The following is a 23,677-nucleotide window of genomic DNA, read 5'->3' as shown; positions in this document are numbered from 1 at the left end:
GACAAGGAACCGTTGTACAAGTTCCAGGATGAAAAATTTGTCAATACTGGCCATGAAACATTTATCGCGGTGCAAGCTCGTTCAAGTGACGAGCGACTGCGATCCATGCACCGATATACCCCAACAGCACCGCCCCGATCAAGAGTGAAACGCCATCCGAGGCCGGTACGCCACCCAGGGCGAAATCACTGCCATACAGGCCGGAAAGCCCGACCACCGCGTCGTTCAGCCAGTTCAGGCCGAACGCCAGGATGCCCCAGGCCAGCACGCCCGCACCCAGTCCATACAGGGCGCCCATGTACAGGAAAGGCCGCCGTACGTAGCTGTCGGTGCCACCGACGAGCTTGATCACTTCGATCTCGACCCGGCGGTTTTCGATATGTAGACGAATTGTGTTACCGATTACCAACAGCAGCGCGGAAATCAGCATTACCGCCAGGCCGAAGACGAACCGGTCACCCAGCTTGAGAATCGCCGCCAGGCGCTCGACCCACACCAGGTCCAGCTGCGCCGCTTCCACGCGAGGCAGCTCGGAGAGGCGTTGACGCAAGGCTTCCAGGGCTGGCTTGTCGACCTCGGTCGGGGTCACCACCACCACGCCGGGCAGTGGGTTGTCCGGCAGTTCGCGCAGCGCCTCGCCCAGGCCCGACTGTTGCTGGAACTCTTCCAGCGCCTGCTCGCGGCTGACGTACTGCGCCTCGGCGACGCCGGGCATGCCCTTGATCTCGTCACGCAGGGCCTCGCCATCGCGGCTGCTGGCATCGAGTTTGAGATACAGCGAGATCTGCGCCGCGCGCTGCCAGGAACCGCCGAGTTTCTCGACGTTCTTGAGCAACAGCGACAGACCCATGGGCATGCTCAGCGCCACCGCCATTACCAGGCAGGTGAAGAAGCTGCCGATCGGCTGCTTGCCCAAGCGGCGCAAGCTGTCGGCCAGGCTGGCACGGTGGCTTTCCAGCCAGGCGTGCAGGAGGCTGCGGAAGTCCGGGCCATCGTCATCGTGATCGCCACGCTTTTTCTTCGACGGCTGCGGGTCGGCGGCTTTCGGCGCGACGCGCTCGGAAACCTTTGGTGTACGTGTGGTGCTCATTGCCCGGCCTCCCCATCGCCGATCAAGCGGCCGCGTTGCAGCGTCAGCATGCGGTGGCGCATGCGCGCGATCAGCGCCAGGTCGTGACTGGCGATCAGTACCGTGGTGCCCAGGCGGTTGATGTCCTCGAACACGCCCATGATCTCGGCGGCCAGACGCGGGTCGAGGTTACCGGTGGGCTCGTCCGCCAGCAGCAGGGCTGGCTGATGCACGATGGCCCGGGCAATGCCGACCCGTTGTTGCTGGCCGGTGGACAGGTCGGCCGGGAACAGCTCGCCCTTGTCGCTCAGCGACACGCGCTCCAGCGCCGAATCGACGCGTTTGGCGATCTCGGCCTTGGACAGCCCGAGAATCTGCAACGGCAGCGCGATGTTGTTGAACACCGTGCGGTCGAACAGCAACTGGTGGTTCTGGAACACCACGCCGATCTGCCGGCGCAGGAACGGAATCTGCGCATTGCTGATCTGGCCCAGGTCCTGCCCGGCCAGCAGCAGCTTGCCGCTGGTCGGACGTTCCATGGCCAGCAGCAGCCGCAACAGGGTGCTCTTGCCGGCGCCGGAGTGGCCGGTGACGAACAGGAACTCGCCACGACGCGCCCGGAAGCTCAGCTCGTGCAGGCCGACATGGCCGTTGGGATAGCGCTTGGCTACCTGTTCGAATCGGATCATGAAGGTTCACGCTCGGCGAACAGCGCCTTGACGAAAGGTTCGGCTTCGAAGGTGCGCAGGTCGTCGATACCTTCGCCCACACCGATGAAGCGGATCGGGATGTTGAACTGCTTGGCCAGGGCGAAGATCACGCCGCCCTTGGCTGTACCATCCAGCTTGGTCAGAGCCAGGCCGGTCAGCTCGACGCTCTGGTTGAAGTACTTGGCCTGGCTGATGGCGTTCTGCCCGGTACCGGCGTCGAGCACCAGCAGCACCTCGTGCGGCGCCTCGACATCAAGCTTGCCCATGACCCGACGGACCTTCTTCAGCTCTTCCATCAGGTTGTCCTTGGTGTGCAGGCGGCCGGCGGTGTCGGCGATCAGCACATCGACATTACGGGCCTTGGCGGCCTGCACCGCGTCGAAGATCACCGAAGCCGAGTCGGCGCCGGTGTGCTGGGCGATCACCGGGATCTGGTTGCGCTCGCCCCACACCTGCAACTGCTCCACCGCGGCGGCGCGGAAGGTGTCGCCGGCCGCGAGCATGACTTTCTTGCCTTCGAGCTGCAGCTTCTTCGCCAGTTTGCCGATGGTGGTGGTCTTGCCGGCGCCGTTCACGCCAACCACCAGGATCACGTAGGGCTTGTTCTGCGCCTCGATCTTCAGCGGCTGCTCGACCGGGCGCAGCAGCGCGGCCAGCTCTTCCTGCAGCGACTTGTACAGCGCGTCGGCGTCGGCCAATTGCTTGCGGGCAACTTTCTGGGTCAGGTTCTGGACGATGGTCGAGGTGGCCTCGACACCGACGTCGGCGGTCAGCAGCCGGGTCTCGATCTCGTCGAGCAGGTCGTCGTCGATGACCTTCTTGCCGAGGAACAGGCTGGCCATGCCCTCGCCGATGCTGGCGCTGGTCTTCGACAGGCCCTGCTTGAGGCGGGCGAAGAAACCAGGCTTGGATGGCTCGGCGGCCGCAACGACGACAGGCTCTGGGTCGACTGGAGCCGGCACAACGACCGGCGCGGCTTCGACAACCGGTGCTGGAGCGACAATGGCAGCGTCTACCGTTTCGACGGACGGCCGGGCAGGGATGACGGGCGGCGCCTTGGGTTCCAGGTCCTCGACCAATGCCACCGGCTCTTCGGCGACAGGCAAGACCAGGTTGCTGACCGGGGCCGCAGTTACTTCGACCTCGACCGGTTGCAGCGTTGCAACCACCGGCTCTGGCGCAGTCTCCGGCTGCGGTGCAGCAACCACCGGCTCTGGCACGGGCTCCGGCTGCGGCGCTACAACCACCGGCTCTGGCACGGGCTCCGGCTGCGGCGCTACAACCACCGGCTCTGGCACAGGCTCCGGCTGCGGCGCGGCAACCACCGGCTCTGGCACAGGCGCCTGCAACGGCTCGGCAGCCGGTGCGGTCTGCTCGACGGGCGCTTGCGGTGCAGGGGCTTGCGGCTGTTCGGCGGCAGGCTGTTCCGGCTTCTTGCGGAACCAGCTGAACAGGCCTTTCTTCTCGCCAGCCGCGGCCGGCGCTTTTTTGTCGTCGTTGGAACCAAACATGGAAGACGGCTATCTCAGGGTAGCGATGGGCCAGCAGCGGCGCATCGGGAATTCTTAACTCACGCAGAACAGACTACTGTGAAGCCAGCGGGTTCATGCGCAACGTTTTGTCGTAAGGGCCTGCGGGCCAGAACGGCGACAGGCATGGTCGCCAGGCAACCGGATCAGTATCCTAGCACCTCCTGGCCCGCCGACGCTAAACCCAAGCGGGCCGCCGAACAGGTTGAACACCGTATGAATGCTCTAGCCCGCCGCGCCGCTGGCCTGTTGCTCGGCACACTGTGCCTGCCGCTGGCGGCTTTCGCCGCCGATGTGCAACCCACCCACGAATTCATCCTCGACAACGGCCTGAAAGTTGTCGTGCGCGAGGACCACCGGGCGCCAGTGGTGGTTTCGCAGATCTGGTACAAGGTCGGCTCCAGCTACGAGACGCCGGGCCAGACCGGCCTGTCCCATGCCCTGGAACACATGATGTTCAAGGGCAGCGCCAAGATCGGCCCCGGCGAGGCCTCGCGCATCCTGCGCGATCTCGGCGCCGAGGAGAACGCCTTCACCAGCGACGACTACACCGCCTACTACCAGGTGCTGGCCCGCGACCGCCTGCCGGTGGCCCTGGAGCTCGAAGCCGACCGCCTGGCCAGCCTGCGCCTGCCGGCCGACGAGTTCAGCCGCGAGATCGAGGTGATCAAGGAAGAGCGTCGCCTGCGCACCGACGACCAGCCCAATGCCAAGGCCTTCGAGCTGTTCCGCGCCATGGCCTACCCGGCCAGCGGCTACCACACGCCGACCATCGGCTGGATGGCCGACCTCGAGCGCATGAAAGTCGAGGAGCTGCGTCATTGGTACGAGTCCTGGTACGCCCCGAACAACGCCACCCTGGTGGTGGTCGGCGACGTCAAGCCGGACGAGGTCAAGGCCTTGGCGCAGAAGTACTTCGGCTCCATCCCCAAACGCGCCGTGCCGCCGAGCAAACTGCCGCTGGAACTGGCCGAGCCAGGCCAGCGCCTGCTCACCCTGCACCTGCGCACGCAACTGCCCAGCCTGATCTACGGCTTCAATGTCCCGGCCCTGGCCACCGCCAAGGACCCACGCAGCGTCAACGCCCTGCGGCTGATCTCGGCCCTGCTCGACGGCGGCTACAGCGCCCGCATGCCGGCGCGCCTGGAACGCGGCCAGGAGCTGGTTGCCGGTGCCTCGTCCAGCTACAACGCCTTCACCCGCGGCGACAGCCTGTTCATGATCTCGGCCACGCCCAACGTGCAGAAGCAAAAGACCCTGGCCGAAGTGGAGAAAGGCATCTGGCAGTTGCTCGATGAGCTCAAGACCACGCCACCCACCGCCGAAGAGCTCGAGCGCGTCCGCGCCCAGGTGATCGCCGGCCTGGTCTACGACCGCGACTCGATCAGCAGCCAGGCCACCACCATCGGGCAACTGGAAACGGTCGGCCTGTCCTGGAAGCTGATAGACAGCGAGCTCGACGACCTCAAGCGCGTGACCCCGGAGGACATCCAGGCCGCCGCCCGCACCTATTTCACCCGCGAACGCCTGAGCGTTGCCCATGTACTGCCCGAGGAGTCCGCTCATGAGTGATCGCAGCGCACCGCGCTACACCCTGTTCGGCCTGGCGATCATCGTGCTGGTGGTGGCCATCGCCGCGCTGCTGGCGCGCCCTGCCCAGTCCGACAGCCAAGGCAAGGCGGACACTGCGGCCCGCCCGGCCAACACCCTGCAATCGCTGGCCGAACTGGACGGCAAGGCCCCCAGCCGGCGCCAGCTGAACATCCAGCACTGGACCACCGCCGAAGGCGCCCGCGTACTGTTCGTCGAGGCCCGCGAGCTGCCGATGTTCGACCTGCGCGTGACCTTCGCCGCCGGCAGCAGCCAGGACGGCGGTACCCCGGGCCTGGCCACCCTGACCAACGCCATGCTCAACGAGGGCGTGGCCGGCAAGGACGTCACCGCCATCGCCGAAGGCTTCGAAGGCCTGGGTGCCGACTTCGGCAATGGCTCCTACCGCGACATGGCCGTGGCCTCGCTGCGCAGCCTCAGCGCCTCGGACAAGCGCGAACCGGCGCTGAAGCTGTTCACCGAGGTGGTGGGCCAGCCGACCTTCCCCGAGGACGCCCTCAAGCGCATCAAGAACCAATTGCTGGCAGGTTTCGAGTACGAGAAGCAGAACCCCGGCAAGATCGCCGGCAAGACGTTGTTCGCCAACCTCTATGGCCAGCACCCCTATGCCAGCCCCAGCGACGGTACCGCCGAGTCCATCCCGGGCATCACCCTGGCGCAGCTGCGCACTTTCCACGGCAAGGCCTACGCGGCCGGCAACGCGGTGATCGCCCTGGTCGGCGACCTCAGCCGCGGCGAAGCCGAGGCCATCGCCGCGCAGGTCTCCGCCGGCCTGCCCAAGGGCGCGGCACTGGCCAAGCCGGAGCAACCTGTCGAGCCCAAGCCGGGGACCACGCATATCGACTTCCCGTCCAAGCAGACCCACCTGATGCTGGCCGAGCTGGGTATCGACCGCAACGATGCGGACTGGCCGGCGCTGTCGCTGGGTAACCAGATCCTCGGCGGCGGTGCCTTCGGCACCCGCCTGATGAGCGAAGTGCGTGAAAAGCGCGGCCTGACCTACGGCGTGTACTCGGTATTCAGCCCGATGCAGGTGCGCGGCCCGTTCATGATCAACCTGCAGACCCGCGCCGAACTCAGCGAGGGCACGCTCAAGCTGGTCCAGGATATCCTGGCCGACTACCTGAAGAACGGCCCCACCCAGCAGGAACTGGACGATGCCAAGCGCGAGCTGGCCGGCAGCTTCCCGCTGTCCAATGCCAGCAACGCCAGTATTGTCGGGCAGCTGGGCGCGATCGGCTTCTACAACCTGCCGCTGAGCTGGCTGGAGGACTTCATGCAGCAGTCCCAGGCGCTGAGCGTCGAGCAGGTCAAGGCCGCCATGAACAAGCATCTTGCGGCGGACAAGCTGGTGATCGTCACCGTCGGCCCGAAGGTGGCGCAGCAACCGCTGCCGGCCCCTACTGACAAACCCGCCGAGCAGCCGCTCGGCGTACCGGAGCACTAATGGCAAGACCCAACACTCCCGCGCGCCCGGCCCCGGGCGCCAGCAAGGGCCCCGGCCAGTTGCGCATCATCGCCGGCGAATGGCGCAGCCGTCGCCTGGCCGTGCCGGAAGGCGAAGGCCTGCGCCCGACCCCTGATCGCGTGCGCGAAACCCTGTTCAACTGGCTGGCGCCCTACATCGAGGGCGCCCTGGTGCTCGATGCCTTCACCGGCAGCGGCGCCCTGGTGCTCGAAGCGCTGTCCCGTGGCGCGAAGGATGCCGTGGCGCTGGACAGCAACCCTGCGGCCACCAGCAACCTCAAGGACAACCTCGAAGTGTTGCGCTGCCCGCGCGGGCAGATCCTGCAGACCGACGCCCTGCGCTACCTGCAAGGCCCGGCCAAGCAGCAATTCGATGTGGTGTTCCTCGACCCACCGTTCCACCAGGACCTGCTGGCCAATACCTGCAACCTGCTGGAACAGGGCCAGTGGCTGCGCGAGCAGGCGTGGATCTACACCGAAAGCGAAGCCGTGCCCTCTTCGCTGCCGATGCCGGGCAACTGGCGCCTGCACCGCGAGAAGAAGACCGGCCAGGTGCATTACGCCCTGTGGCAGCGTGCGGCTGGCGACCAATAGCACAGGCGCGGCGGCGGTGTTTCATGGCACTCTAAGCGGGCACATCACGAGTCGCCCAGCATGATCAGCCTCACCGCCACCTTCCGCCCGGCCGCCGGCCTGTCCAACCCCCACTTGCAGACGTTGTGGGGGCCACTATGGCGCAAACTCCCCGCACTTGAGCGCACCCGCGAGCGCTTGTGGCTGGCCGACGGCGACTTCCTCGACCTCGACTGGCACGGCCCGCATCAGGCCGATGTGCCCTTGGTGCTGGTACTCCACGGCCTGACCGGTTCATCCCATTCGCCGTATGTCAAAGGCCTGCAACTGGCCTTGCAGACACGCGGCTGGGCCAGTGTCGCGCTGAACTGGCGCGGCTGCTCAGGCGAACCCAACCTGTTGGCGCGCAGCTACCATTCAGGGGCAAGCGAAGACCTGGCCGAAACCATCCGTCACCTGCGGGCGCAGCGGCCGCTGGCGCCGCTGTATGCCGTGGGCTACTCGCTGGGCGGCAATGTGCTGCTCAAGTACCTGGGGGAAAGCGGCGCGGCCAGCCAACTGGAGGCAGCGGTAGCGGTGTCGGTGCCGTTTCGCCTGGACCAGTGCGCCGACCGTATCGGCCTGGGTTTCTCGAAGGTCTACCAGGCGCACTTCATGCGCGAGATGCTGGCCTACGTGCAGGACAAGCAACGGCACTTCCGCGACAAGGGCCACCATGAAGGGCTGGCCACCCTCGAAGGCCTGGGCTCGCTGCGCAACCTGCGCACGTTCTGGGACTTCGATGGCAAGGTGACCGCGCCCCTCAATGGCTTCAGCGATGCCCATGACTACTACCGGCGCGCCTCCAGCCGCTATTACCTGGGCGAGAACCGCACGCCGACGCTGATCATCCACGCCAACGATGATCCCTTCGTGTTTGGCCATAGCCTGCCCGATGCCAGTGAGCTGGCGGCGCAGACGCAGTTCGAACTGCACAGCCGGGGTGGCCATGTGGGTTTTGTCGAGGGCAGCCTGCGCAATCCGGGGTATTACCTGGAACGAAGGATTCCGCAGTGGCTGATGGAAGGCCGATAGCCCCCCTCCAAGCAAGAGGTGTAAGAGGGGGTTGTGGGAGCGGGCTTGCCCCGCGATAGCACTCCCGGGCCATCGCTCCCACGTTACGAATTACTCGCCAGTGGCTATGCCACGCTGTGGATCATTGATCCACTCACTCCACGACCCGGCATACAGCCGCCCCAGCGGATAACCCGCCAGCGCCAGGGCAAACAGGTTGTGGCACGCCGTCACGCCAGAGCCGCAATAAGCCACCAGATGCTCCGGCGACCGGGCCCCCAGTTTTTCGGCAAACCGCTGTTTCAGCTTGTCGGCCGGCAGGAACCGCCCGTCCTCGCCAAGGTTGTCGGTGAAAGCCGCGCACTGGGCGCCAGGGATATGCCCGGCCACCGGGTCGATCGGCTCGACCTCGCCACGGAAACGCGGCAGGCCGCGAGCGTCGATCAAGGTCATAGCAGGGTCGCCCAGGCGCTTGGACAGGTGGGCGGCATCGATCAGCAGCTTCATGTCCGGCTCCCCGCTGAAGTTGCCCTCGCGGCGTACCGGCGGGTCCAGGCTCAACGGCAGGTGCGCCGCGTGCCAGGCCTTGAGGCCGCCATCGAGAATGAACACCGCGTCGCGCTTGCCAAGCCAGGCCAGCAGCCACCAGGCCCTGGCGGCAAAGGCGCCGGGGCCGTCGTCGTAGAGCACCACCTGGCTGTCGTTGTCCACGCCCCACTCGCGCAGGCGCTCCACCAGCCGCTGCGGGTCGGGCAGCGGGTGGCGGCCTGTGCTGCCCTTGAGCACCGGCCCGCTCAGGTCGCGCTCGAGATCGGCGAAGTGCGCCCCGGCAATATGTCCCTCGGCATAACTGCGTTGACCGTAGTCGACATCTTCCAGGGCAAAGCGGCAGTCGAGGATCACCAGGCCGGGCGCATCCAGGCGTTCGGCCAGCTGTTGAGGGGTGATCAATTGCGCGAGGGGCATGACAATCTCCTGATGAATGGCTCGAAACCCCGGATCACTGCTCCAGGGCCTGGTTGAACGGGACATGAAACTCAGCGCACAGCGCCTGCACCGCGGCACGCGCGGCCGGGGTGACATACCCCAGCTCCAGCACCACCACCTGATAGACGCCGCGCTTGAACGCTTCTTCACCCAGGTGCGCGGAATGCTCGCGGGTGGTGCTGAGAAAACGTACCCAGGAAGTCAGCACGATCCAGGCATTGATGGTCAGCGACTCCAGCTGCGCGGCGTCCATGTTCAGGATGCCGGCCTCGACAAAGCCGCGGTAGATGGCCTGACCCTGCTGCAGGCAGCGCTGCGAGAAACGCCGGTAGCGGGCCGCCAGCTCCGGATCGCTGTCAAGCAGATGCTCGAGGTCGCGATGCAGGAAACGGTAGTTCCACATCGCCGCCAGCAGCGCCTTGAGGTAGAAGCGCTTGTCTTCGACGGTGGCGCTGCGGCCTTGGGGCGGACGCAGGAAACTGTCGACCAGCTCTTCATACTGATTGAACAGCACGGCGATGATCGCCTGCTTGTTGGGGAAGTGGTAGTACAGGTTGCCGGGCGAGATTTCCATGTGCGCGGCAATGTGATTGGTGCTGACGCAACGCTCGCCCTGCTGGTTGAACAGCTCCAGGCTGCTCTGCACGATGCGCTCTCGGGTCTTCATGCGCGGGGCCATGCTCAGCTCCAGTCTCCAGCGTGTAATGATCGGGCCCATCTTACGGCCTCCAGCCCGTCGGGTGCATCGGCGGCCAAGTGAAAAATGGTGCACCATGGTACCAATTAGAGTATATGCTCTACTCACTCGTCAGCCCTGGAGCCGCCATGACCTCGCCTGCCGTACTTCCCCCTGTGCAATCCGACCTCGACCTGCAAGCGACGTTCGACGCCCAGCGACAGGCGTTCGCCGGCAACCCGATGCCCCCGGCCACGCAACGCCGGCAGTGGTTGAAAAGCCTGCGCGAGGCGCTGCTGGCGGACCAGGAGGCCTTGATCACGAGCATCGATGCCGACTTCAGTGGCCGCAGCCGTGACGAAACCCTGCTCGCCGAACTGATGCCGTCGGTCATGGGCCTGCGCGATGCGGAGAAACAGCTGGGCCGCTGGATGCGCCCATCGCGGCGCAAGGTCGGCCTGGCCTTCCAACCAGCCAGCGCCCGGGTGCAATACCAGCCACTGGGCGTTGTGGGGATCATCGTGCCGTGGAACTACCCGCTGTTTCTCGCCATCGGCCCGCTGACCGGCGCCCTGGCCGCCGGCAACCGGGTGATGCTCAAGCTCAGCGAGTCGACCCCGGCCAGTGGCCAGGCCCTCAAGAACCTGCTCGAGCGCGTGTTCCCCACTGATCTGGTCAGCGTGGTGCTTGGCGAGGTGGAAGTCGGCCAGGCTTTTGCCCGCCTGCCCTTCGATCATCTGCTGTTCACTGGCGCCACCAGCGTCGGTCGCCATGTGATGCTGGCCGCCGCAGAGAACCTGACGCCGGTGACCCTGGAGCTGGGCGGCAAGTCGCCGGCCATCGTCTCGGCCGACGTGCCGCTGGAGACCGCCGCCGAACGCATCGCCTTCGGCAAGACCCTCAACGCCGGCCAGACCTGCGTCGCCCCCGACTACGTGCTGGTGCCCCGCGAGCGCCTGGACGCCTTCGCCGAGGCCTACCGGCATGCCGTGCGTCGCCTCTATCCGCGGCTCGCTGGCAACCCCGACTACAGCGCGATCATCAACGAGCGCCAGCTTGGCCGCCTGAACCGGCTGCTGGACGATGCCCGTGAGCAGGGTGCCCAAGTGATCGACCTCTATCCCGACGAGCCGCGCCAGGGGCGCCGCCTGCCCCCACACCTGCTGTTGGACGTAAACGACAGCATGCAGGTGATGCAGGATGAAATTTTCGGTCCATTGCTGCCCGTGGTGCCCTACGACCGCCTGGACGAGGCCCTGGCCTACATCAACCAGCGACCTCGCCCCCTGGCGCTCTACTACTTCGGCTATGAACGTGGCGAGCAGGCCCGGGTGCTGCGCGACACCCACTCCGGCGGTGTCTGCCTCAACGACACCCTGCTGCATGTGGCCCAGGATGACCTGCCATTTGGCGGCATCGGCCCGTCGGGCATGGGTCACTACCACGGCCACGAAGGCTTCCTGACCTTCAGCAAGGCCAAGGCCGTGCTGGCCAAGCAACGCATCAATGCCGCCAAGGTGATCTATCCGCCCTATGGCAAGGCCTTGCAGCGCCTGGTCTACAAGCTGTTTATCCGCTGATGCAGCGCCGCGACCTGCTGCGCTTCGGCCTGGGCGCCAGCCTGTTTCTGGGGGCGGCCAGCCTGGTCGGCTGCAGCGAGCAGACGCCGTCGGCGGGTTACCAGGCGCTGCGCAAAGACGACCTGCCGTTGTTGCAGGCCCTGATCCCCGTCGTGCTGGCCGGCACCCAGGCCTCCACGGAGCAGGTGCTGCAAAGCCTCGACCACAAGCTGGCGGCACTGTCGCCTGCCATGCTCAAGCTGACCCGACAACTGTTCGACCTGCTCACCCTGCCCCTCACCCGCGGCCCGCTGACCGGGGTCTGGGGCAGCTGGGCAGAGGCCACCGACGCCGAAATTGAACGTTTCCTCGAACGCTGGCGCGACAGCTCGTTGAACCTGCTGCGCCAGGGCCACGCCTCGTTGCTGCAACTGCTGCTGATGGCCTGGTACGAACGCCCCGAAGCCTGGGCGGCGTGCGGCTACCCCGGCCCACCAAAGATCTGAATACCAGACAAGAGCACCGCCAAATGCCCGTCCCCGACCCATTCCGCCTAGGCCTCGAACGAGGCTGGATCACCCACGACGGCTCGCGCCTGGAACAGGACCTGACCCTCGCCGTCGACGTCGCCGTCATCGGCAGCGGCGCGGGCGGCGCCACCACCGCCGAACGGCTCAGCGCCGCCGGCTTGAAGGTGCTGCTGATTGAGGAGGGACCGCTGAAAACCAGCAGCGACTTCCACCTGCTCGAGCACAAAGCCTACGCCGACCTCTACCAGGAGGGCCTGGGCCGTCTAAGCAAAGACGGCGCCATTACCATTCTGCAGGGCCGGGCGGTGGGTGGCACCACCCTGGTCAACTGGACATCGAGCTTTCGCACACCGCCACAGACCCTGGAACATTGGGCTCGCGAGCATGGGGTCAAGGGCCTGGACAACGACACCCTGAAGCCGTGGTTCGAGCGCATGGAGCAGCATCTGGGCATCAGCCCCTGGGCCATGCCGCCCAATGCCAACAACGACGTGTTGCGTCGCGGCTGCGAGGCGCTTGGTCACCGCTGGGCGGTGATTCCGCGCAACGTGCGCGGCTGCTGGAACCTGGGTTACTGCGGCATGGGCTGCCCGGTCAACGCCAAGCAGTCGATGCTGGTCACCAGCATCCCGGCTACCTTGGAGCACGGCGGTGAACTGCTCTACCTGGCCCGTGCCGAGCGGTTCAGTCATGACGGCCAGCGCATTGCCCACTTGCAATGCCAGGCCCTGGACGCCCGGGGTATTCAGCCCACAGGCCGCCATATTCGCGTACGCGCCCGCCACTATGTGCTCGCCGGCGGCGGTATCAACAGCCCGGCACTGCTGCTGCGCTCAGACGCGCCTGACCCGCACCAGCGCCTGGGCAAGCGCACCTTCCTGCACCTGGTCAATTTCAGCGCCGCACAGTTCGAAGCGAAGATCGACCCGTACTACGGGGCGCCGCAATCGATCTACAGCGACCAGTTCCAGTGGCAGGACGGTGTCGCCGGCGCGGTAGGCTACAAACTCGAAGTACCACCGTTGCACCCGGCCCTGGCCAGCACCCTGCTCGGCGGCCATGGCCAGGAAAACGCCCAGCGCATGGCTGAACTGCCCCATACCCATGTGATGCTGGCGCTGCTGCGCGACGGCTTTCATCCCGACAGCCCCGGCGGCCAGGTGGAGCTGCGCGGCGATGGCTCACCGGTGCTCGACTACCCCGTCACCGGCTACCTGCGCGATGGCCTGCGCCGAGCCTGGCACAGCATGGCGCAGATCCAGTTCGCCGCCGGTGCCCGCCAGGTGATGCCGGTGCATGGAGATGCGCGCTATGTCAGCACCCCGGCGCAAGCCCAGGCACTGATCGACGGCCTGACCCTGGAGCTGCTGCGCATGCGTTTGGGCAGCGCCCACGTCATGGGCGGCTGCGCCCTGGGCGAGGACCCGCGCCAAGCAGTGTGCGACAGCCTGGGCCGGCATCACCAGCTGGAGAACCTGTCGATCCACGACGGTTCGCTGTTCCCCACCAGCATCGGCGCCAACCCGCAGCTGTCGGTCTACGCCCTGGCCGCCCTGCTCAGCGAAGCGCTGGTCGGCCGCCTGGCACGCGGCACATGACAGCCAATGGCTGCGCTGTCTATAGTGCCATCAGCCGGCCACGCGACTTGGCCGGGCGCAATCGCTGCGCTACCATCCGACTCCCCAACGCACTCCAGCCAGGATGACGCGATGAACCGAGTGTTGTACCCGGGTACTTTCGACCCCATTACCAAAGGCCATGGCGACCTGGTCGAGCGCGCCTCGCGCCTGTTCGACCATGTGATCATCGCCGTGGCGGCCAGCCCGAAGAAAAACCCCTTGTTCCCCCTGGAACAGCGGGTCGAGCTGGCCCGCGAGGTCACCAAGCACCTGCCCAATGTCGAAGTCATCGGCTTCTCCTCGCTGCTGGCGCATTTCGCCAAGGAAAAAGGCGCCAATGTGTTCCTGCGCGGCCTGCGTGCCGTGTCCGACTTCGAATACGAGTTCCAACTGGCCAACATGAACCGCCAGCTCGCGCCAGACGTCGAGAGCCTGTTCCTCACGCCGTCGGAGCGCTATTCGTTCATTTCCTCGACGCTGGTCCGGGAAATCGCCGCGTTGGGCGGTGATATCAGCAAGTTCGTGCACCCGGCCGTGGCCGACGCACTGACCGAGCGCTTCCGCAAGTAACCCTCGCGGTCACGATGTCGCGCCCGCGTGCACTGCGGGCGCGAATCCGGCACAATTGCGCCCATCGCTTTGAAACATGCCCGGGCCCGATGCCCAGGCCGGAGTCCCCATGTCCCTGATCATCACCGACGATTGCATCAACTGCGACGTCTGCGAACCCGAGTGCCCGAACGCCGCTATCTCGCAAGGCGAAGAGATCTACGTGATCGACCCGAACCTGTGCACCCAGTGCGTGGGCCACTACGACGAGCCACAGTGCCAGCAGGTTTGCCCGGTCGACTGCATCCCCCTGGATGAAGCCCACCCGGAAACCGAAGACGAGCTGATGGCCAAGTACCGCCGGATCACCGGCAAGGCCTGATGCCGTTCGTCGCCGCGTTACAGCGCGCAGCCCTAGGCGCCTGCCTGGCCCTGCTGGCCTGCGCCGCCCAGGCGCAAGGCCCCGGGCGTGCGGCTATCGCCAGCCCGCACAGCGAGGCGACCTCGGCGGCGCAACAGATCCTGCAACAAGACGGCAACGCCTTCGACGCCGCCGTGGCCATCAGCGCCACGCTGGCCGTGGTCGAGCCCTATGGCTCGGGCCTGGGTGGCGGTGGCTTCTTCCTGCTGCGCGAGAGCGGCGCCACGCCACGGTATACCTTCCTCGATGCGCGGGAACGCGCTCCGGCCGCGGCCCGTGCGGACATGTACCTCAAGGACGGCAAGGTGCAGCCCGGCCTGTCGATCAACGGGCCGCTGGCCGCCGCGATCCCCGGCCTGCCTCAGGCCCTGGCCGACCTCGCCAGCACCCACGGCAAGCTGCCGCTCAAGGACAGCCTGGCCCCGGCCATCCGCCTGGCCAACCAGGGCTTCGCCGTCGACCGCATCTATCGAGATCGCGCCACCATGCGCCTGAGCGCCCTGCGCGACGATGCCGAAAGCGCGCGGCTGTTCCTCAGTGGCAATGATGTACCGGCCCTGGGCACGGTGATCCGCCAACCCGAATTGGCCGCCACCCTGCAAGCCATGGCCGAGCAGGGCCGCGACGGCTTCTACCGTGGCCCGCTGGCCCGCCGCCTGGCCGAAGGCGTGCGCCAGGCCGGCGGTATCTGGACCCTCGACGACCTCGCCGGCTACCGTACGGCGTGGCGTGAACCGCTGCGTTATCCACTGGCCGACCAGCGTGAATTGATCAGCAGCCCGCCGCCCTCGGCCGGCGGCGTGGCCCTGGCACAAAGCCTGGCCATGCTCCAGCGCCTGCCCTGGCAGAGCGCCGCGCCCGTGCAGCGCAGCCACTATGTGATCGAAGTGCTGCGCCGCGCCTACCGCGACCGCGGCCTGCTCGGCGACCCGGACTATGTGAGCAACCCGATCAACCGCCTGCTGGCGCGCCAGTACCTGACAGGGCTGGCCGACAGCATCGATGTGCACCAGGCCACCCCCAGCAGCGCGCTGCCGCCCTCACCCGCCTGGCGTGAAGGCGACCACACCACCCATTTCGCGGTGATCGATGGCGACGGCAACGCCGTATCCGCCACGCTGTCGGTCAACCTGCCGTTTGGCGCGGCGTTCAGCGTGCCGGGGACCGGGGTGGTGCTGAACAACGAGATGGACGATTTCGCCGCCGACCCTGGCGGCAGCAACAGCTATGGCCTGGCCGGCAGCCAGGCCAATGCGGTGGCGGCGGGCAAGCGCCCCTTGTCGAGCATGAGCCCGACCTTCATCGAAAGCCCCAGCCAGCTCGCCACTTTCGGCACGCCAGGCGGCAGCCGCATACCCAGCATGGTGCTGCTGTCGGTGCTGGGGTTCCTCGAGGGCCGACCGGTGGCCGAGTGGCCGGCGTCACCACGCTATCACCACCAGTACCTGCCGGACGTGGTGGAGCATGAACCGGGGACGTTCAGTGCCCGGCAGAAGGCCGAGCTTGAAGGGCGCGGGTATCGGTTGAAGGATGTCGGGCGTCAGTACGGTAATCAGCAGGTGCTGTACTGGAACAAAGCTGCCGGGACCTTGGAAGCGGCCAGTGACCCCAGGGGCGTAGGCCAGGCCGCGATCGTCGACTGATCCATTTCCACCTGCCCCGCGATCAGGCCTGTGGCATCAGCGCTGGCATTTCGGGCAGAACACGCTCGCCCGCTGGCCCAGCTTCACTTCGCGCAGCTCGGTGCCACACAGTTTGCATGGCTGCCCACGACGCCCATACACGAACAACTCCTGCTGGAAGTAGCCCGGCTGGCCATCGCCACCGATGAAGTCACGCAAGGTGGTCCCGCCCTGTTCGATGGCCGCCGCCAACACTCGTTTGATTTCGATCGCCAGCTTCAGATAGCGCGCCCGCGAAATCCCGCCAGCTTCGCGGCGCGGATCGATCCCGGCCGCGAACAAGGCTTCGGTGGCGTAGATGTTGCCCACGCCAACCACCACCGCGTTATCCATGATGAACGGCTTGACTGCCATCGACCGTCCCCGGGACAGCTGGAACAGGCGCTCACCGTCGAACAGGTCGGTCAGCGGCTCTGGCCCCAGGCGAATCAGCAGCTCATGGTTGAGCGGGTCGAGACTCCACAACATCGCCCCGAAGCGGCGCGGGTCGGTGTAGCGCAGCATCAGCCCCGACTCGAGCTCGATATCCACATGTTCGTGCCTGGCCGCCGGCAAGCCCAACTCGACCAGGCGCAGGTTGCCCGACATGCCCAGGTGGCTGATCAGGGTGCCGACCTCGGCGTTGATCAGCAGGTACTTGGCGCGGCGCTCGACACTGACGATGCGCTGCCCCGACAGGCGCACATCCAGGTCTTCCGGGATCGGCCAGCGCAGGCGCGGGTCACGCACCACCACGCGGCTGACCCGCTGGCCTTGCAGATGGGGCGCGATGCCGCGCCGCGTGGTCTCGACCTCTGGCAGCTCCGGCATGGCTCAGTGCCCGCCCATTTCGCGGATGTTCTGCTTGAGCTGCTCGAAGTCATATTCGGTCAGGCCGATATAGTCCAGCACCAGCGGCCCCACCATGTTCCACTCGTGATCGACGCTCTGGTTGCCCAGCACACGGTACGAAGCGCAGATGTGCTCGGACATCTTCAGTACCGCCAGCAGGTTCTTCAGCTGGGTCTGGGTATTGCGCGAGGATTCATCGCGGAACACCGCCAAGGCATTGTGGTGGTTGGCGATGGCCGCGCTGATGTGCTCGGGCAGACGCCAGGACTTGGCGGTGAAGTAGCCGACCACCGAATGGTTGGTGTTGAACACGCGGTTCTCGGTGTCCACCACGCGGACCTCGTCATTGGTCTTGGCGTAGGATTCCTCCAGCACTTCCATGTAGTTGGGGAAGCGCTTGTGCATCAGCGGCACGCCGCAATCGTGGAACAGGCCAAGGGTGTAGGCCTCGTCCACGGCCTGGATGCCGGTGCGCTTGGCCAGGGTCAGGCAGGTCATGGCCACATCCTGGGCGGTGTCCCAGAACGGGTTGAGGGTGACGATAGTCTCGTCGCTCATCTCGCCCCTGATCGATTGCGCGTTGATCAGGTTGATGATCGAACGGCTGCCCAGCAGGTTTACCGCGCGCTGGATCGAGCCGATCTTGTTCGCCAGGCCGAACTGCGCCGAGTTGACCAGTTTGAGCAGGGCGCCGGACAGGCCCGGGTCCTGCGCGATCAGCTTGGCGATGGTCTCCAGGTCCGGGTCGGGCATGTACTGCTCGAACTGCAGGTCGACCATGATCTGCGGCTGTGGCGGGATGGTGATGCCCTGCAGGGCTTGCTGGATCTGTTCGGCGGTGAGTTCCTGGGACATTCGTGCATTCTCGCTGGGGACGGGGGATTCTAACCCTGTACGCCGCCAGGGTGACTATCAGTGAATCGTTGGATCCAAGAATTTCTTTAGCTGTGGGCGCCGACCAGTTGGTCGCAGTCACCAGCGAACCTGGGGCCAACACGGTATACTCCCGCTCTTTTTTCCCGGAGCGACGTCATGTCCCTGCCCAGCCTTCGCCTCAAAGCCAATGCCGATCGCCGCCTGCGCGCCGGCCACCTGTGGGTCTACAGCAATGAAGTCGATGTTGCCGCGACCCCGCTGCAAGGCCTGAAGGCCGGCCAGCAGGCCATTCTCGAAGCCGCCAACGGCAAGCCGCTGGGCGTGGTGGCCATGAGCCCGAACAACCTGATCTGCGCGCGCCTGCTGTCGCGCGATGCCAAGCTGCCGCTGGACAAGTCGCTGCTGGTGCACCGCCTGAACGTGGCCCTGTCGCTGCGCGAGCGCCTGTTCGACAAGCCATGCTACCGCCTGGTGTATGGCGACTCCGACCTGCTGCCGGGCCTGGTGGTCGACCGTTTCTTCGACATCCTCGTGGTCCAGCTGGCCTCGGCCACCATGGAAGCGCACAAGGACGAGGTAATCGCCGCGCTGGTGCAGGTGCTCAAGCCCAGCGGCATCCTGTTCAAGAACGATTCCGCCGCCCGCGACGCCGAAGGCTTGGAGCGTTATGTCGAGACCGTCTACGGCGAAGTGCCGGACTGGGTCGCGCTGGAAGAGAACGGCGTCAAGTTCGAAGCGCCGGTGCGTGAAGGCCAGAAGACCGGCTGGTTCTACGACCACCGCATGAACCGCGCCCGCCTGGCCCCCTACGTCAAGGGCAAGCGCGTGCTCGACCTGTTCAGCTACATCGGTGGCTGGGGCGTGCAGGCCGGCGCGTTCGGCGCCAGCGAAGTGTTCTGCGTGGACGCCTCGGGCTTCGCCCTCGACGGCGTCGAGCGCAATGCCGCGCTCAACGGCATCGGCGAGAAGCTGACCTGCATCGAAGGCGACGTGTTCGAAGCCCTGCGCGAGCTGAAAGCCGCCGAAGAGCGCTTCGACGTGATCATCGCCGACCCGCCCGCCTTCATCAAACGCAAGAAAGACCTGAAGAACGGCGAGGCCGCCTACCGCCGCCTCAACGAACAGGCCATGCGCATGCTCACCAAGGACGGCATCCTGGTCAGCGCCTCGTGCTCGATGCACCTGCCCGAGGACGACCTGCACAACATCCTGCTGACCAGCGCCCGCCACCTGGACCGCAACCTGCAACTGCTCGAGCGCGGCGGCCAGGGCCCGGACCACCCGGTGCACCCGGCCATCGCCGAGACCCGCTACATCAAGAGCATCACCTGCCGCTTGCTGCCCAACAGCTAAGCTGCACCGGCTTCCACAGGTTTCGCGCTGTGCGGCACCTGTGGCAGCCGGCTTGCCGAGGCTCGACCCGGTCCAGGCGTCATGACGGCAGCGCCAGCCGTCGATCCTCCCTGGGACAGCGCTCGAACCGTGCCCGATAACAACGGGTGAAGTACGACGCCGATTCGAATCCGCACGCGACTCCTACCTCCAGCACACTCATGTCGGTCTGGCGCAGCAACTGCCGGGCCTTGTCCAGCCTCAGCCGCAGATAGAAGCCACTGGGCGTGTCGTCCAGGTGCAGGCGAAACAGCCGCTCCAGCTGCCGCCGGGTCACCTGCACGCCATCGGCCAGCACCTGGGTGTTGAGTGGCAGCTCGGTATTGCGCTCCATCTCGCCGATCACCTTCACCAGCTTCTTGTTGCGCAACCCATAGCGCGTGGCGATTTGCATGCGCTGGTGATCCTGGCGCGGGCGGATGCGCCCGAGCACGAACTGCTCGGACACCTGCACCGCCAGTTCGCTGCCGTGGGCCTGGGCGATCAGGTCGAGCATCAGGTCGATGGAGGCCGTGCCGCCGGCGCAGGTGATGCGTCGGCGGTCGATCTCGAACAGCTCCTGGGTCGCCTGCAGGCGTGGATAACGTTCCTTGAACGCCTCCAGTGCCTCCCAATGCAGTGTGGCCCGGTGACCATCGAGCAGGCCAGCCTCGGCCAATACCATGGCGCCCGTGTCGATCCCGCCCAGCACCACGCCCTCATGGTCGAGACGACGCAGCATGTGCTGCAACTTCAACCCATAGCACGCCAGTGGCTCGAACCCGGCCACCAGCAGCAGCAGGCGCCCGTGCTCTCCCTCCCCCAGCGCGCCGTCGGCATTCACCGACATGCCGTTGCTGGCCTGCACCGCACCACCGTCCAGGCTCAACACACGCCAACGGTACAGCGGGCCACGAAAACGGTTGGCCACGCGCAGCGGCTCGATGGCGCTGATGAAGCCCATGGCGGAGAAGCCTGGCAGCAACAGGAAGTCTATGGTTTGCGGCATCGCGTGCTCCGCGGCAAAGGTGGTCGCCTCCGTGCAAGTGTTGGTCGCCAGGGTGCGATTTTCCACCCTGCCGCCAGCGTAGCGTGTTCTCACGGCCCGCAGAGGCCGGATCCGATAACAATACGCACTGCCGATGGAGAGCCACCATGCATCGCTTTATCCGCCGCAGCCTGTTGTCCCTCGCGCTCAGCACTACCGTAGCCACTCCGCTTTTCGCCGCCGAACCCGCCACCTGCAAGGATGTGCGCCTGGGCGTGGTCAACTGGACCGATGTGATCGCCACCAGCGCCATGGCCCAGGTGCTGCTCGACGGCCTGGGTTACCAGACCAAGCAGACCAGCGCCTCGCAGCAGATCATCTTCGCCGGCATCCGCGACAAGCGCCTGGACATGTTCCTCGGGTACTGGAACCCGATCATGACCCAGACCATCACCCCGTTCGTCCAGGCCGGCCAGGTGAAGGTGCTCGACAAGCCCAGCCTGGAAGATGCCCGCGCCACTCTCGCCGTGCCGAAATACCTGGCCGACAAGGGCCTGAAGACGTTCGCCGACATCCACAAGTTCCACAAGGAGCTGGGCGGCAAGCTCTACGGCATCGAGCCCGGTTCCGGCGCCAATACCCAGATCAAGGCGATGATCAGCAAGAACCAGTTCGACCTCGGCAAGTTCCAGCTGGTCGAGTCCAGCGAGGCCGGCATGCTCGCCGCCGTCGACCGCGCCGTGCGGCGCAAGGAAGCGGTGGTGTTCTTCGGCTGGGCGCCGCACCCGATGAACGTGAACATCGACATGGTCTACCTGGGCGACAGCCAGGACGCCCTCGGCCCGGACGAGGGCCGCGCCACAGTGTGGACGGTGACCGCGCCGGACTATGCCCAGCGCTGCCCCAACGCCCATCGCCTGCTGACCAACCTCAGCTTCAGCGCCGAGGACGAGAGCCGGATGATGCAGCCGCTGCTGGACCACAAGGACGCGCTGGAATCCGCGCGCCAGTGGCTCAATGACCACCCCGAGGACAAGGCCCGCTGGCTTGACGGGGTGACCACCTTCGACGGCAAACCGGCCGCGGACAACCTCAAGCTCACCGCCAACTGACATTCCTCCATCGCGGGGCAAGCCCGCTCCCACGCCAGCACACGGCCTCTCTGTGGGAGCGGGCTTGCCACGCGATAGCGACCTGACAGATACAAAGGAACCCACCATGAACCACGACGTCATCATCACCTGCGCCCTCACCGGTGCCGGCGACACGGTCGCCAAGAGCCACCTGGTCCCGATCACGCCGAAACAGATCGCCGAGTCCGCCGTCGAAGCCGCCAAGGCCGGCGCCACGGTGGTCCACTGCCACGTCCGTGACCCGCAGACCGGCCGCTTCAGCCGCGACGTCAACCTCTACCGCGAGGTGATGGAACGCATCCGCGAGGCCGACGTGGACATCATCGTCAATCTCACCGCCGGCATGGGCGGCGACCTGGAGATCGGTCCCGGCGAATCGCCCATGGAGTTCGGCCCGGGCACCGACCTGATCGGCCCGCTGGAGCGCCTGGCCCATGTCGAAGCGCTGCTGCCGGAGATCTGCACCCTGGACTGCGGCACCCTCAACTTCGGCGATGGCAACGCCATCTATGTCTCCACCCCCGCCCAACTACGTGCCGGCGCCAAGCGCATCACCGAGCTGGGAGTGAAAGCAGAGTTGGAGATTTTCGACACCGGCCACCTGTGGTTCGCCAAACAGATGATCAAGGAAGGTCTGCTGCAAGACCCGCTGTTCCAGCTGTGCCTGGGCATCCCGTGGGGCGCTCCGGCCGACACCACCACCATGAAGGCCATGGTCGACAACCTGCCTGCCGACGTTACCTGGGCCGGTTTCGGCATTGGTCGCATGCAGATGCCGATGGCTGCCCAGGCGGTGCTGCTTGGCGGCAACGTGCGGGTCGGGCTGGAAGACAACCTGTACCTGGACCGTGGCGTGCTGGCCAGCAACGGCCAACTGGTCGAGCGGGCCGCTGAGATCATCACCCGCATGGGTGGCCGTGTGCTCACCCCGGCCGAAGGCCGGGAAAAGATGAACCTCAAGCGTCGCTAATATCCCCGCAGGAGCCAGATATGCCTTTTATCACCGACATCAAGACTTTCGCCGCGCTGGGTAGCGGCGTGATCGGCAGCGGCTGGGTCGCCCGCGCCCTGGCCCACGGCCTCGACGTGGTTGCCTGGGACCCGGCCCCCGGTGCCGAGGTCGCGCTGCGCAAGCGCATCGCCAACGCCTGGCCGGCGCTGCAAAAGCAAGGCTTGGCACCCGGCGCATCGCAGGATCGCCTGAGGTTCGTGCCCACCATCGAGGAATGTGTGCGCGATGCCGACTTCATCCAGGAAAGCGCCCCCGAACGTCTGGACCTCAAGCTCGACCTGCACGCGAAGATCAGCGCCGCCGCCAAGCCCGACGCAATCATCGGCTCCAGCACCTCGGGGCTGCTGCCCAGCGAGTTCTACGAGTCGGCGACCCACCCCGAACGCTGTGTGGTGGGGCACCCGTTCAACCCGGTCTACCTGCTGCCACTAGTGGAAATCGTCGGCGGTCGCAAGACCAGCCCTGAAGCCATCGAAGCGGCGAAAAGCATCTACACCAGCCTGGGCATGCGCCCGCTGCATGTGCGCAAGGAGGTCCCCGGTTTTATCGCTGATCGACTGCTCGAAGCGCTATGGCGCGAAGCCCTGCACCTGGTCAACGACGGTGTCGCCAGCACCGGCGAGATCGACGACGCGATTCGCTTTGGCGCTGGGCTGCGCTGGTCGTTCATGGGTACGTTCCTCACCTACACTCTGGCTGGAGGCGATGCCGGCATGCGCCACTTCATGGCCCAGTTCGGCCCGGCATTGAAGCTACCCTGGACCTACCTGCCAGCGCCGGAACTGACGGACAAGCTGATTGACGACGTGGTTGAAGGCACCTCGGAGCAATTGGGCGAACACAGCATCGCCGCGCTGGAGCGTTATCGTGACGACACCCTGCTGGCGGTGCTGGAAGCGGTGAAAACCAGCAAGGCCAAGCACGGCATGGCCTTCAGCGACTGAGGAGAAAACGATGCCCGCCCTGATCACCTATCGCACTCGCGTGTTGCCCGAGTGGGTCGACTACAACGGCCACCTGCGCGATGCCTACTACCTGCTGATCTTCAGCTTTGCCACCGATGCGCTGATGGAGCGCATCGGCCTGGATGGCCAAGCACGGGGCCAGAGTGGGCACTCATTATTCACCCTGGAGGCACATATCAATTACCTGCACGAGGTGAAACTTGACATCGAGGTGTGGGTGCAGACTCACATCATCGGCTTCGACAAGAAGCGTCTGCACCTATATCACAGCCTCCATCGCAATGGGTTTGACGAAGCGCTGTCGGCCAGCGAACAGATGCTGCTCCATGTCGACCTGGCCGGTCCCAGGTCGACCGCCTTTGGTGAGCATAGCGTGATGCTGCTGCGGGAGCTGACGCAGCAGCAATACGATCTCCCATTGCCGGCGCTGACAGGAAGAGTAATTCGGTTGCCAAGCTGAATGCCC

Annotated in this window: 23 protein-coding genes; 15 read left to right on the top strand and 8 right to left on the bottom strand. The window is 65.9% G+C overall.

What is annotated here, in order from left to right; genetic code table 11:
• Nucleotides 1-61: 61 nt before the first annotated feature.
• From ftsX to ftsY, 3 genes are read right to left on the bottom strand one after another with little or no spacing between them, the layout of a single operon-like run.
• Nucleotides 62-1,090, bottom strand: coding sequence for a permease-like cell division protein FtsX (ftsX, locus tag BMY03_RS10650; protein WP_038706973.1), 1,029 nt, complete (start codon nucleotides 1,088-1,090; stop codon nucleotides 62-64).
• Nucleotides 1,087-1,758, bottom strand: a complete 672-nt coding sequence (ftsE, locus tag BMY03_RS10645) for a cell division ATP-binding protein FtsE (protein WP_011531723.1) — start codon at nucleotides 1,756-1,758, stop codon at nucleotides 1,087-1,089. The genes ftsX and ftsE overlap by 4 nt, the downstream gene beginning before the upstream one ends.
• The gene (gene ftsY, locus BMY03_RS10640; protein WP_038706974.1) at nucleotides 1,755-3,290 is read right to left on the bottom strand and encodes a signal recognition particle-docking protein FtsY; all 1,536 of its coding nucleotides are present in this window, start codon (nucleotides 3,288-3,290) and stop codon (nucleotides 1,755-1,757) included. Before ftsY ends, ftsE begins: the two co-directional genes overlap by 4 nt.
• A 234-nt stretch (nucleotides 3,291-3,524) precedes the next feature.
• Between ftsY and BMY03_RS10635 the strand changes: the two genes are divergently transcribed.
• Genes BMY03_RS10635 through BMY03_RS10620 form a run of 4 tightly spaced genes read left to right on the top strand, consistent with a single transcriptional unit; the run spans nucleotide 3,525 to nucleotide 8,033 of the window.
• Nucleotides 3,525-4,880: a M16 family metallopeptidase gene (locus tag BMY03_RS10635; RefSeq protein ID WP_094011015.1), complete on the top strand. Its 1,356-nt coding sequence runs from the start codon at nucleotides 3,525-3,527 to the stop codon at nucleotides 4,878-4,880.
• Nucleotides 4,873-6,366 carry a M16 family metallopeptidase gene (locus tag BMY03_RS10630; RefSeq protein ID WP_038706976.1) on the top strand — a complete coding sequence of 498 codons (1,494 nt, stop codon included), beginning with the start codon at nucleotides 4,873-4,875 and terminating at the stop codon, nucleotides 6,364-6,366. The genes BMY03_RS10635 and BMY03_RS10630 overlap by 8 nt, the downstream gene beginning before the upstream one ends.
• Complete coding sequence (rsmD, locus tag BMY03_RS10625; RefSeq protein ID WP_038706977.1) at nucleotides 6,366-6,980, top strand: 16S rRNA (guanine(966)-N(2))-methyltransferase RsmD; 615 nt, start codon at nucleotides 6,366-6,368, stop codon at nucleotides 6,978-6,980. The genes BMY03_RS10630 and rsmD overlap by 1 nt, the downstream gene beginning before the upstream one ends.
• 60 nt (nucleotides 6,981-7,040) lie before the next feature.
• A complete protein-coding gene (locus BMY03_RS10620) occupies nucleotides 7,041-8,033 on the top strand; it encodes a hydrolase (RefSeq protein ID WP_038706978.1) in 993 nt (330 codons plus the stop codon).
• Nucleotides 8,034-8,123: 90 nt separating this feature from the next.
• Here BMY03_RS10620 and BMY03_RS10615 read toward each other — a convergent pair whose 3' ends face one another.
• Nucleotides 8,124-8,978 (bottom strand): sulfurtransferase, encoded by an 855-nt coding sequence (locus tag BMY03_RS10615; protein ID WP_094011014.1) that lies wholly within the window; start codon nucleotides 8,976-8,978, stop codon nucleotides 8,124-8,126.
• Between the two features lie 34 nt (nucleotides 8,979-9,012).
• Nucleotides 9,013-9,678 (bottom strand): TetR/AcrR family transcriptional regulator, encoded by a 666-nt coding sequence (locus BMY03_RS10610; protein WP_031315521.1) that lies wholly within the window; start codon nucleotides 9,676-9,678, stop codon nucleotides 9,013-9,015.
• Nucleotides 9,679-9,824: 146 nt separating this feature from the next.
• On the opposite strand from BMY03_RS10610, the gene BMY03_RS10605 reads away from it, so the two are divergent.
• The 6 genes from BMY03_RS10605 to ggt all read left to right on the top strand — a co-directional run bounded on the left by BMY03_RS10605 (nucleotide 9,825) and on the right by ggt (nucleotide 15,996).
• Nucleotides 9,825-11,255: a coniferyl aldehyde dehydrogenase gene (locus tag BMY03_RS10605; RefSeq protein ID WP_094011013.1), complete on the top strand. Its 1,431-nt coding sequence runs from the start codon at nucleotides 9,825-9,827 to the stop codon at nucleotides 11,253-11,255.
• Entirely contained in the window at nucleotides 11,255-11,740 is a 486-nt protein-coding gene (locus BMY03_RS10600) for a hypothetical protein (protein ID WP_023632095.1), read from the top strand. The genes BMY03_RS10605 and BMY03_RS10600 overlap by 1 nt, the downstream gene beginning before the upstream one ends.
• Nucleotides 11,741-11,763: 23 nt before the next feature.
• Nucleotides 11,764-13,362 (top strand): GMC family oxidoreductase, encoded by a 1,599-nt coding sequence (locus tag BMY03_RS10595; protein ID WP_094011012.1) that lies wholly within the window; start codon nucleotides 11,764-11,766, stop codon nucleotides 13,360-13,362.
• A 111-nt stretch (nucleotides 13,363-13,473) separates the two neighbouring features.
• Nucleotides 13,474-13,953 carry a pantetheine-phosphate adenylyltransferase gene (gene coaD, locus BMY03_RS10590; RefSeq protein WP_023631729.1) on the top strand — a complete coding sequence of 160 codons (480 nt, stop codon included), beginning with the start codon at nucleotides 13,474-13,476 and terminating at the stop codon, nucleotides 13,951-13,953.
• Between the two features lie 109 nt (nucleotides 13,954-14,062).
• On the top strand, nucleotides 14,063-14,314 hold the full coding sequence (locus tag BMY03_RS10585) for a YfhL family 4Fe-4S dicluster ferredoxin (protein ID WP_011531711.1): 252 nt from the start codon (nucleotides 14,063-14,065) through the stop codon (nucleotides 14,312-14,314).
• Nucleotides 14,314-15,996, top strand: a complete 1,683-nt coding sequence (gene ggt, locus BMY03_RS10580) for a gamma-glutamyltransferase (RefSeq protein ID WP_094011011.1) — start codon at nucleotides 14,314-14,316, stop codon at nucleotides 15,994-15,996. The genes BMY03_RS10585 and ggt overlap by 1 nt, the downstream gene beginning before the upstream one ends.
• A gap of 36 nt (nucleotides 15,997-16,032) precedes the next feature.
• Here ggt and mutM read toward each other — a convergent pair whose 3' ends face one another.
• Both mutM and BMY03_RS10570 read right to left on the bottom strand, forming a co-directional pair.
• Nucleotides 16,033-16,845 carry a bifunctional DNA-formamidopyrimidine glycosylase/DNA-(apurinic or apyrimidinic site) lyase gene (mutM, locus tag BMY03_RS10575; protein ID WP_094011010.1) on the bottom strand — a complete coding sequence of 271 codons (813 nt, stop codon included), beginning with the start codon at nucleotides 16,843-16,845 and terminating at the stop codon, nucleotides 16,033-16,035.
• 3 nt (nucleotides 16,846-16,848) lie between these two features.
• A complete protein-coding gene (locus tag BMY03_RS10570) occupies nucleotides 16,849-17,667 on the bottom strand; it encodes an HDOD domain-containing protein (RefSeq protein ID WP_177182901.1) in 819 nt (272 codons plus the stop codon).
• Between the two features lie 231 nt (nucleotides 17,668-17,898).
• On the opposite strand from BMY03_RS10570, the gene BMY03_RS10565 reads away from it, so the two are divergent.
• On the top strand, nucleotides 17,899-19,095 hold the full coding sequence (locus tag BMY03_RS10565) for a class I SAM-dependent rRNA methyltransferase (RefSeq protein WP_046853814.1): 1,197 nt from the start codon (nucleotides 17,899-17,901) through the stop codon (nucleotides 19,093-19,095).
• Between the two features lie 79 nt (nucleotides 19,096-19,174).
• Here the strand turns inward: BMY03_RS10565 and BMY03_RS10560 are convergent, their stop codons facing one another.
• Nucleotides 19,175-20,122: a GlxA family transcriptional regulator gene (locus tag BMY03_RS10560; RefSeq protein WP_094011009.1), complete on the bottom strand. Its 948-nt coding sequence runs from the start codon at nucleotides 20,120-20,122 to the stop codon at nucleotides 19,175-19,177.
• Nucleotides 20,123-20,268: 146 nt separating this feature from the next.
• On the opposite strand from BMY03_RS10560, the gene choX reads away from it, so the two are divergent.
• From choX to BMY03_RS10540, 4 genes are all read left to right on the top strand, one after another.
• Nucleotides 20,269-21,213, top strand: coding sequence for a choline ABC transporter substrate-binding protein (gene choX / locus BMY03_RS10555; RefSeq protein WP_094011008.1), 945 nt, complete (start codon nucleotides 20,269-20,271; stop codon nucleotides 21,211-21,213).
• Nucleotides 21,214-21,319: 106 nt separating this feature from the next.
• Nucleotides 21,320-22,204 (top strand): 3-dehydrocarnitine:acetyl-CoA trimethylamine transferase CdhC, encoded by an 885-nt coding sequence (cdhC, locus tag BMY03_RS10550; protein WP_023631618.1) that lies wholly within the window; start codon nucleotides 21,320-21,322, stop codon nucleotides 22,202-22,204.
• Between the two features lie 20 nt (nucleotides 22,205-22,224).
• On the top strand, nucleotides 22,225-23,190 hold the full coding sequence (locus BMY03_RS10545; RefSeq protein ID WP_094011007.1) for an L-carnitine dehydrogenase: 966 nt from the start codon (nucleotides 22,225-22,227) through the stop codon (nucleotides 23,188-23,190).
• Between the two features lie 10 nt (nucleotides 23,191-23,200).
• Nucleotides 23,201-23,671 (top strand): thioesterase family protein, encoded by a 471-nt coding sequence (locus tag BMY03_RS10540; protein ID WP_094011006.1) that lies wholly within the window; start codon nucleotides 23,201-23,203, stop codon nucleotides 23,669-23,671.
• Nucleotides 23,672-23,677 lie beyond the last annotated feature (6 nt).

It is taken from the genome of Pseudomonas soli (assembly GCF_900110655.1).
Lineage (GTDB): Bacteria > Pseudomonadota > Gammaproteobacteria > Pseudomonadales > Pseudomonadaceae > Aquipseudomonas > Aquipseudomonas soli.
Note: the sequence above shows the minus strand (reverse complement) of the source record. Positions and strands in the feature narration are given on the sequence as shown.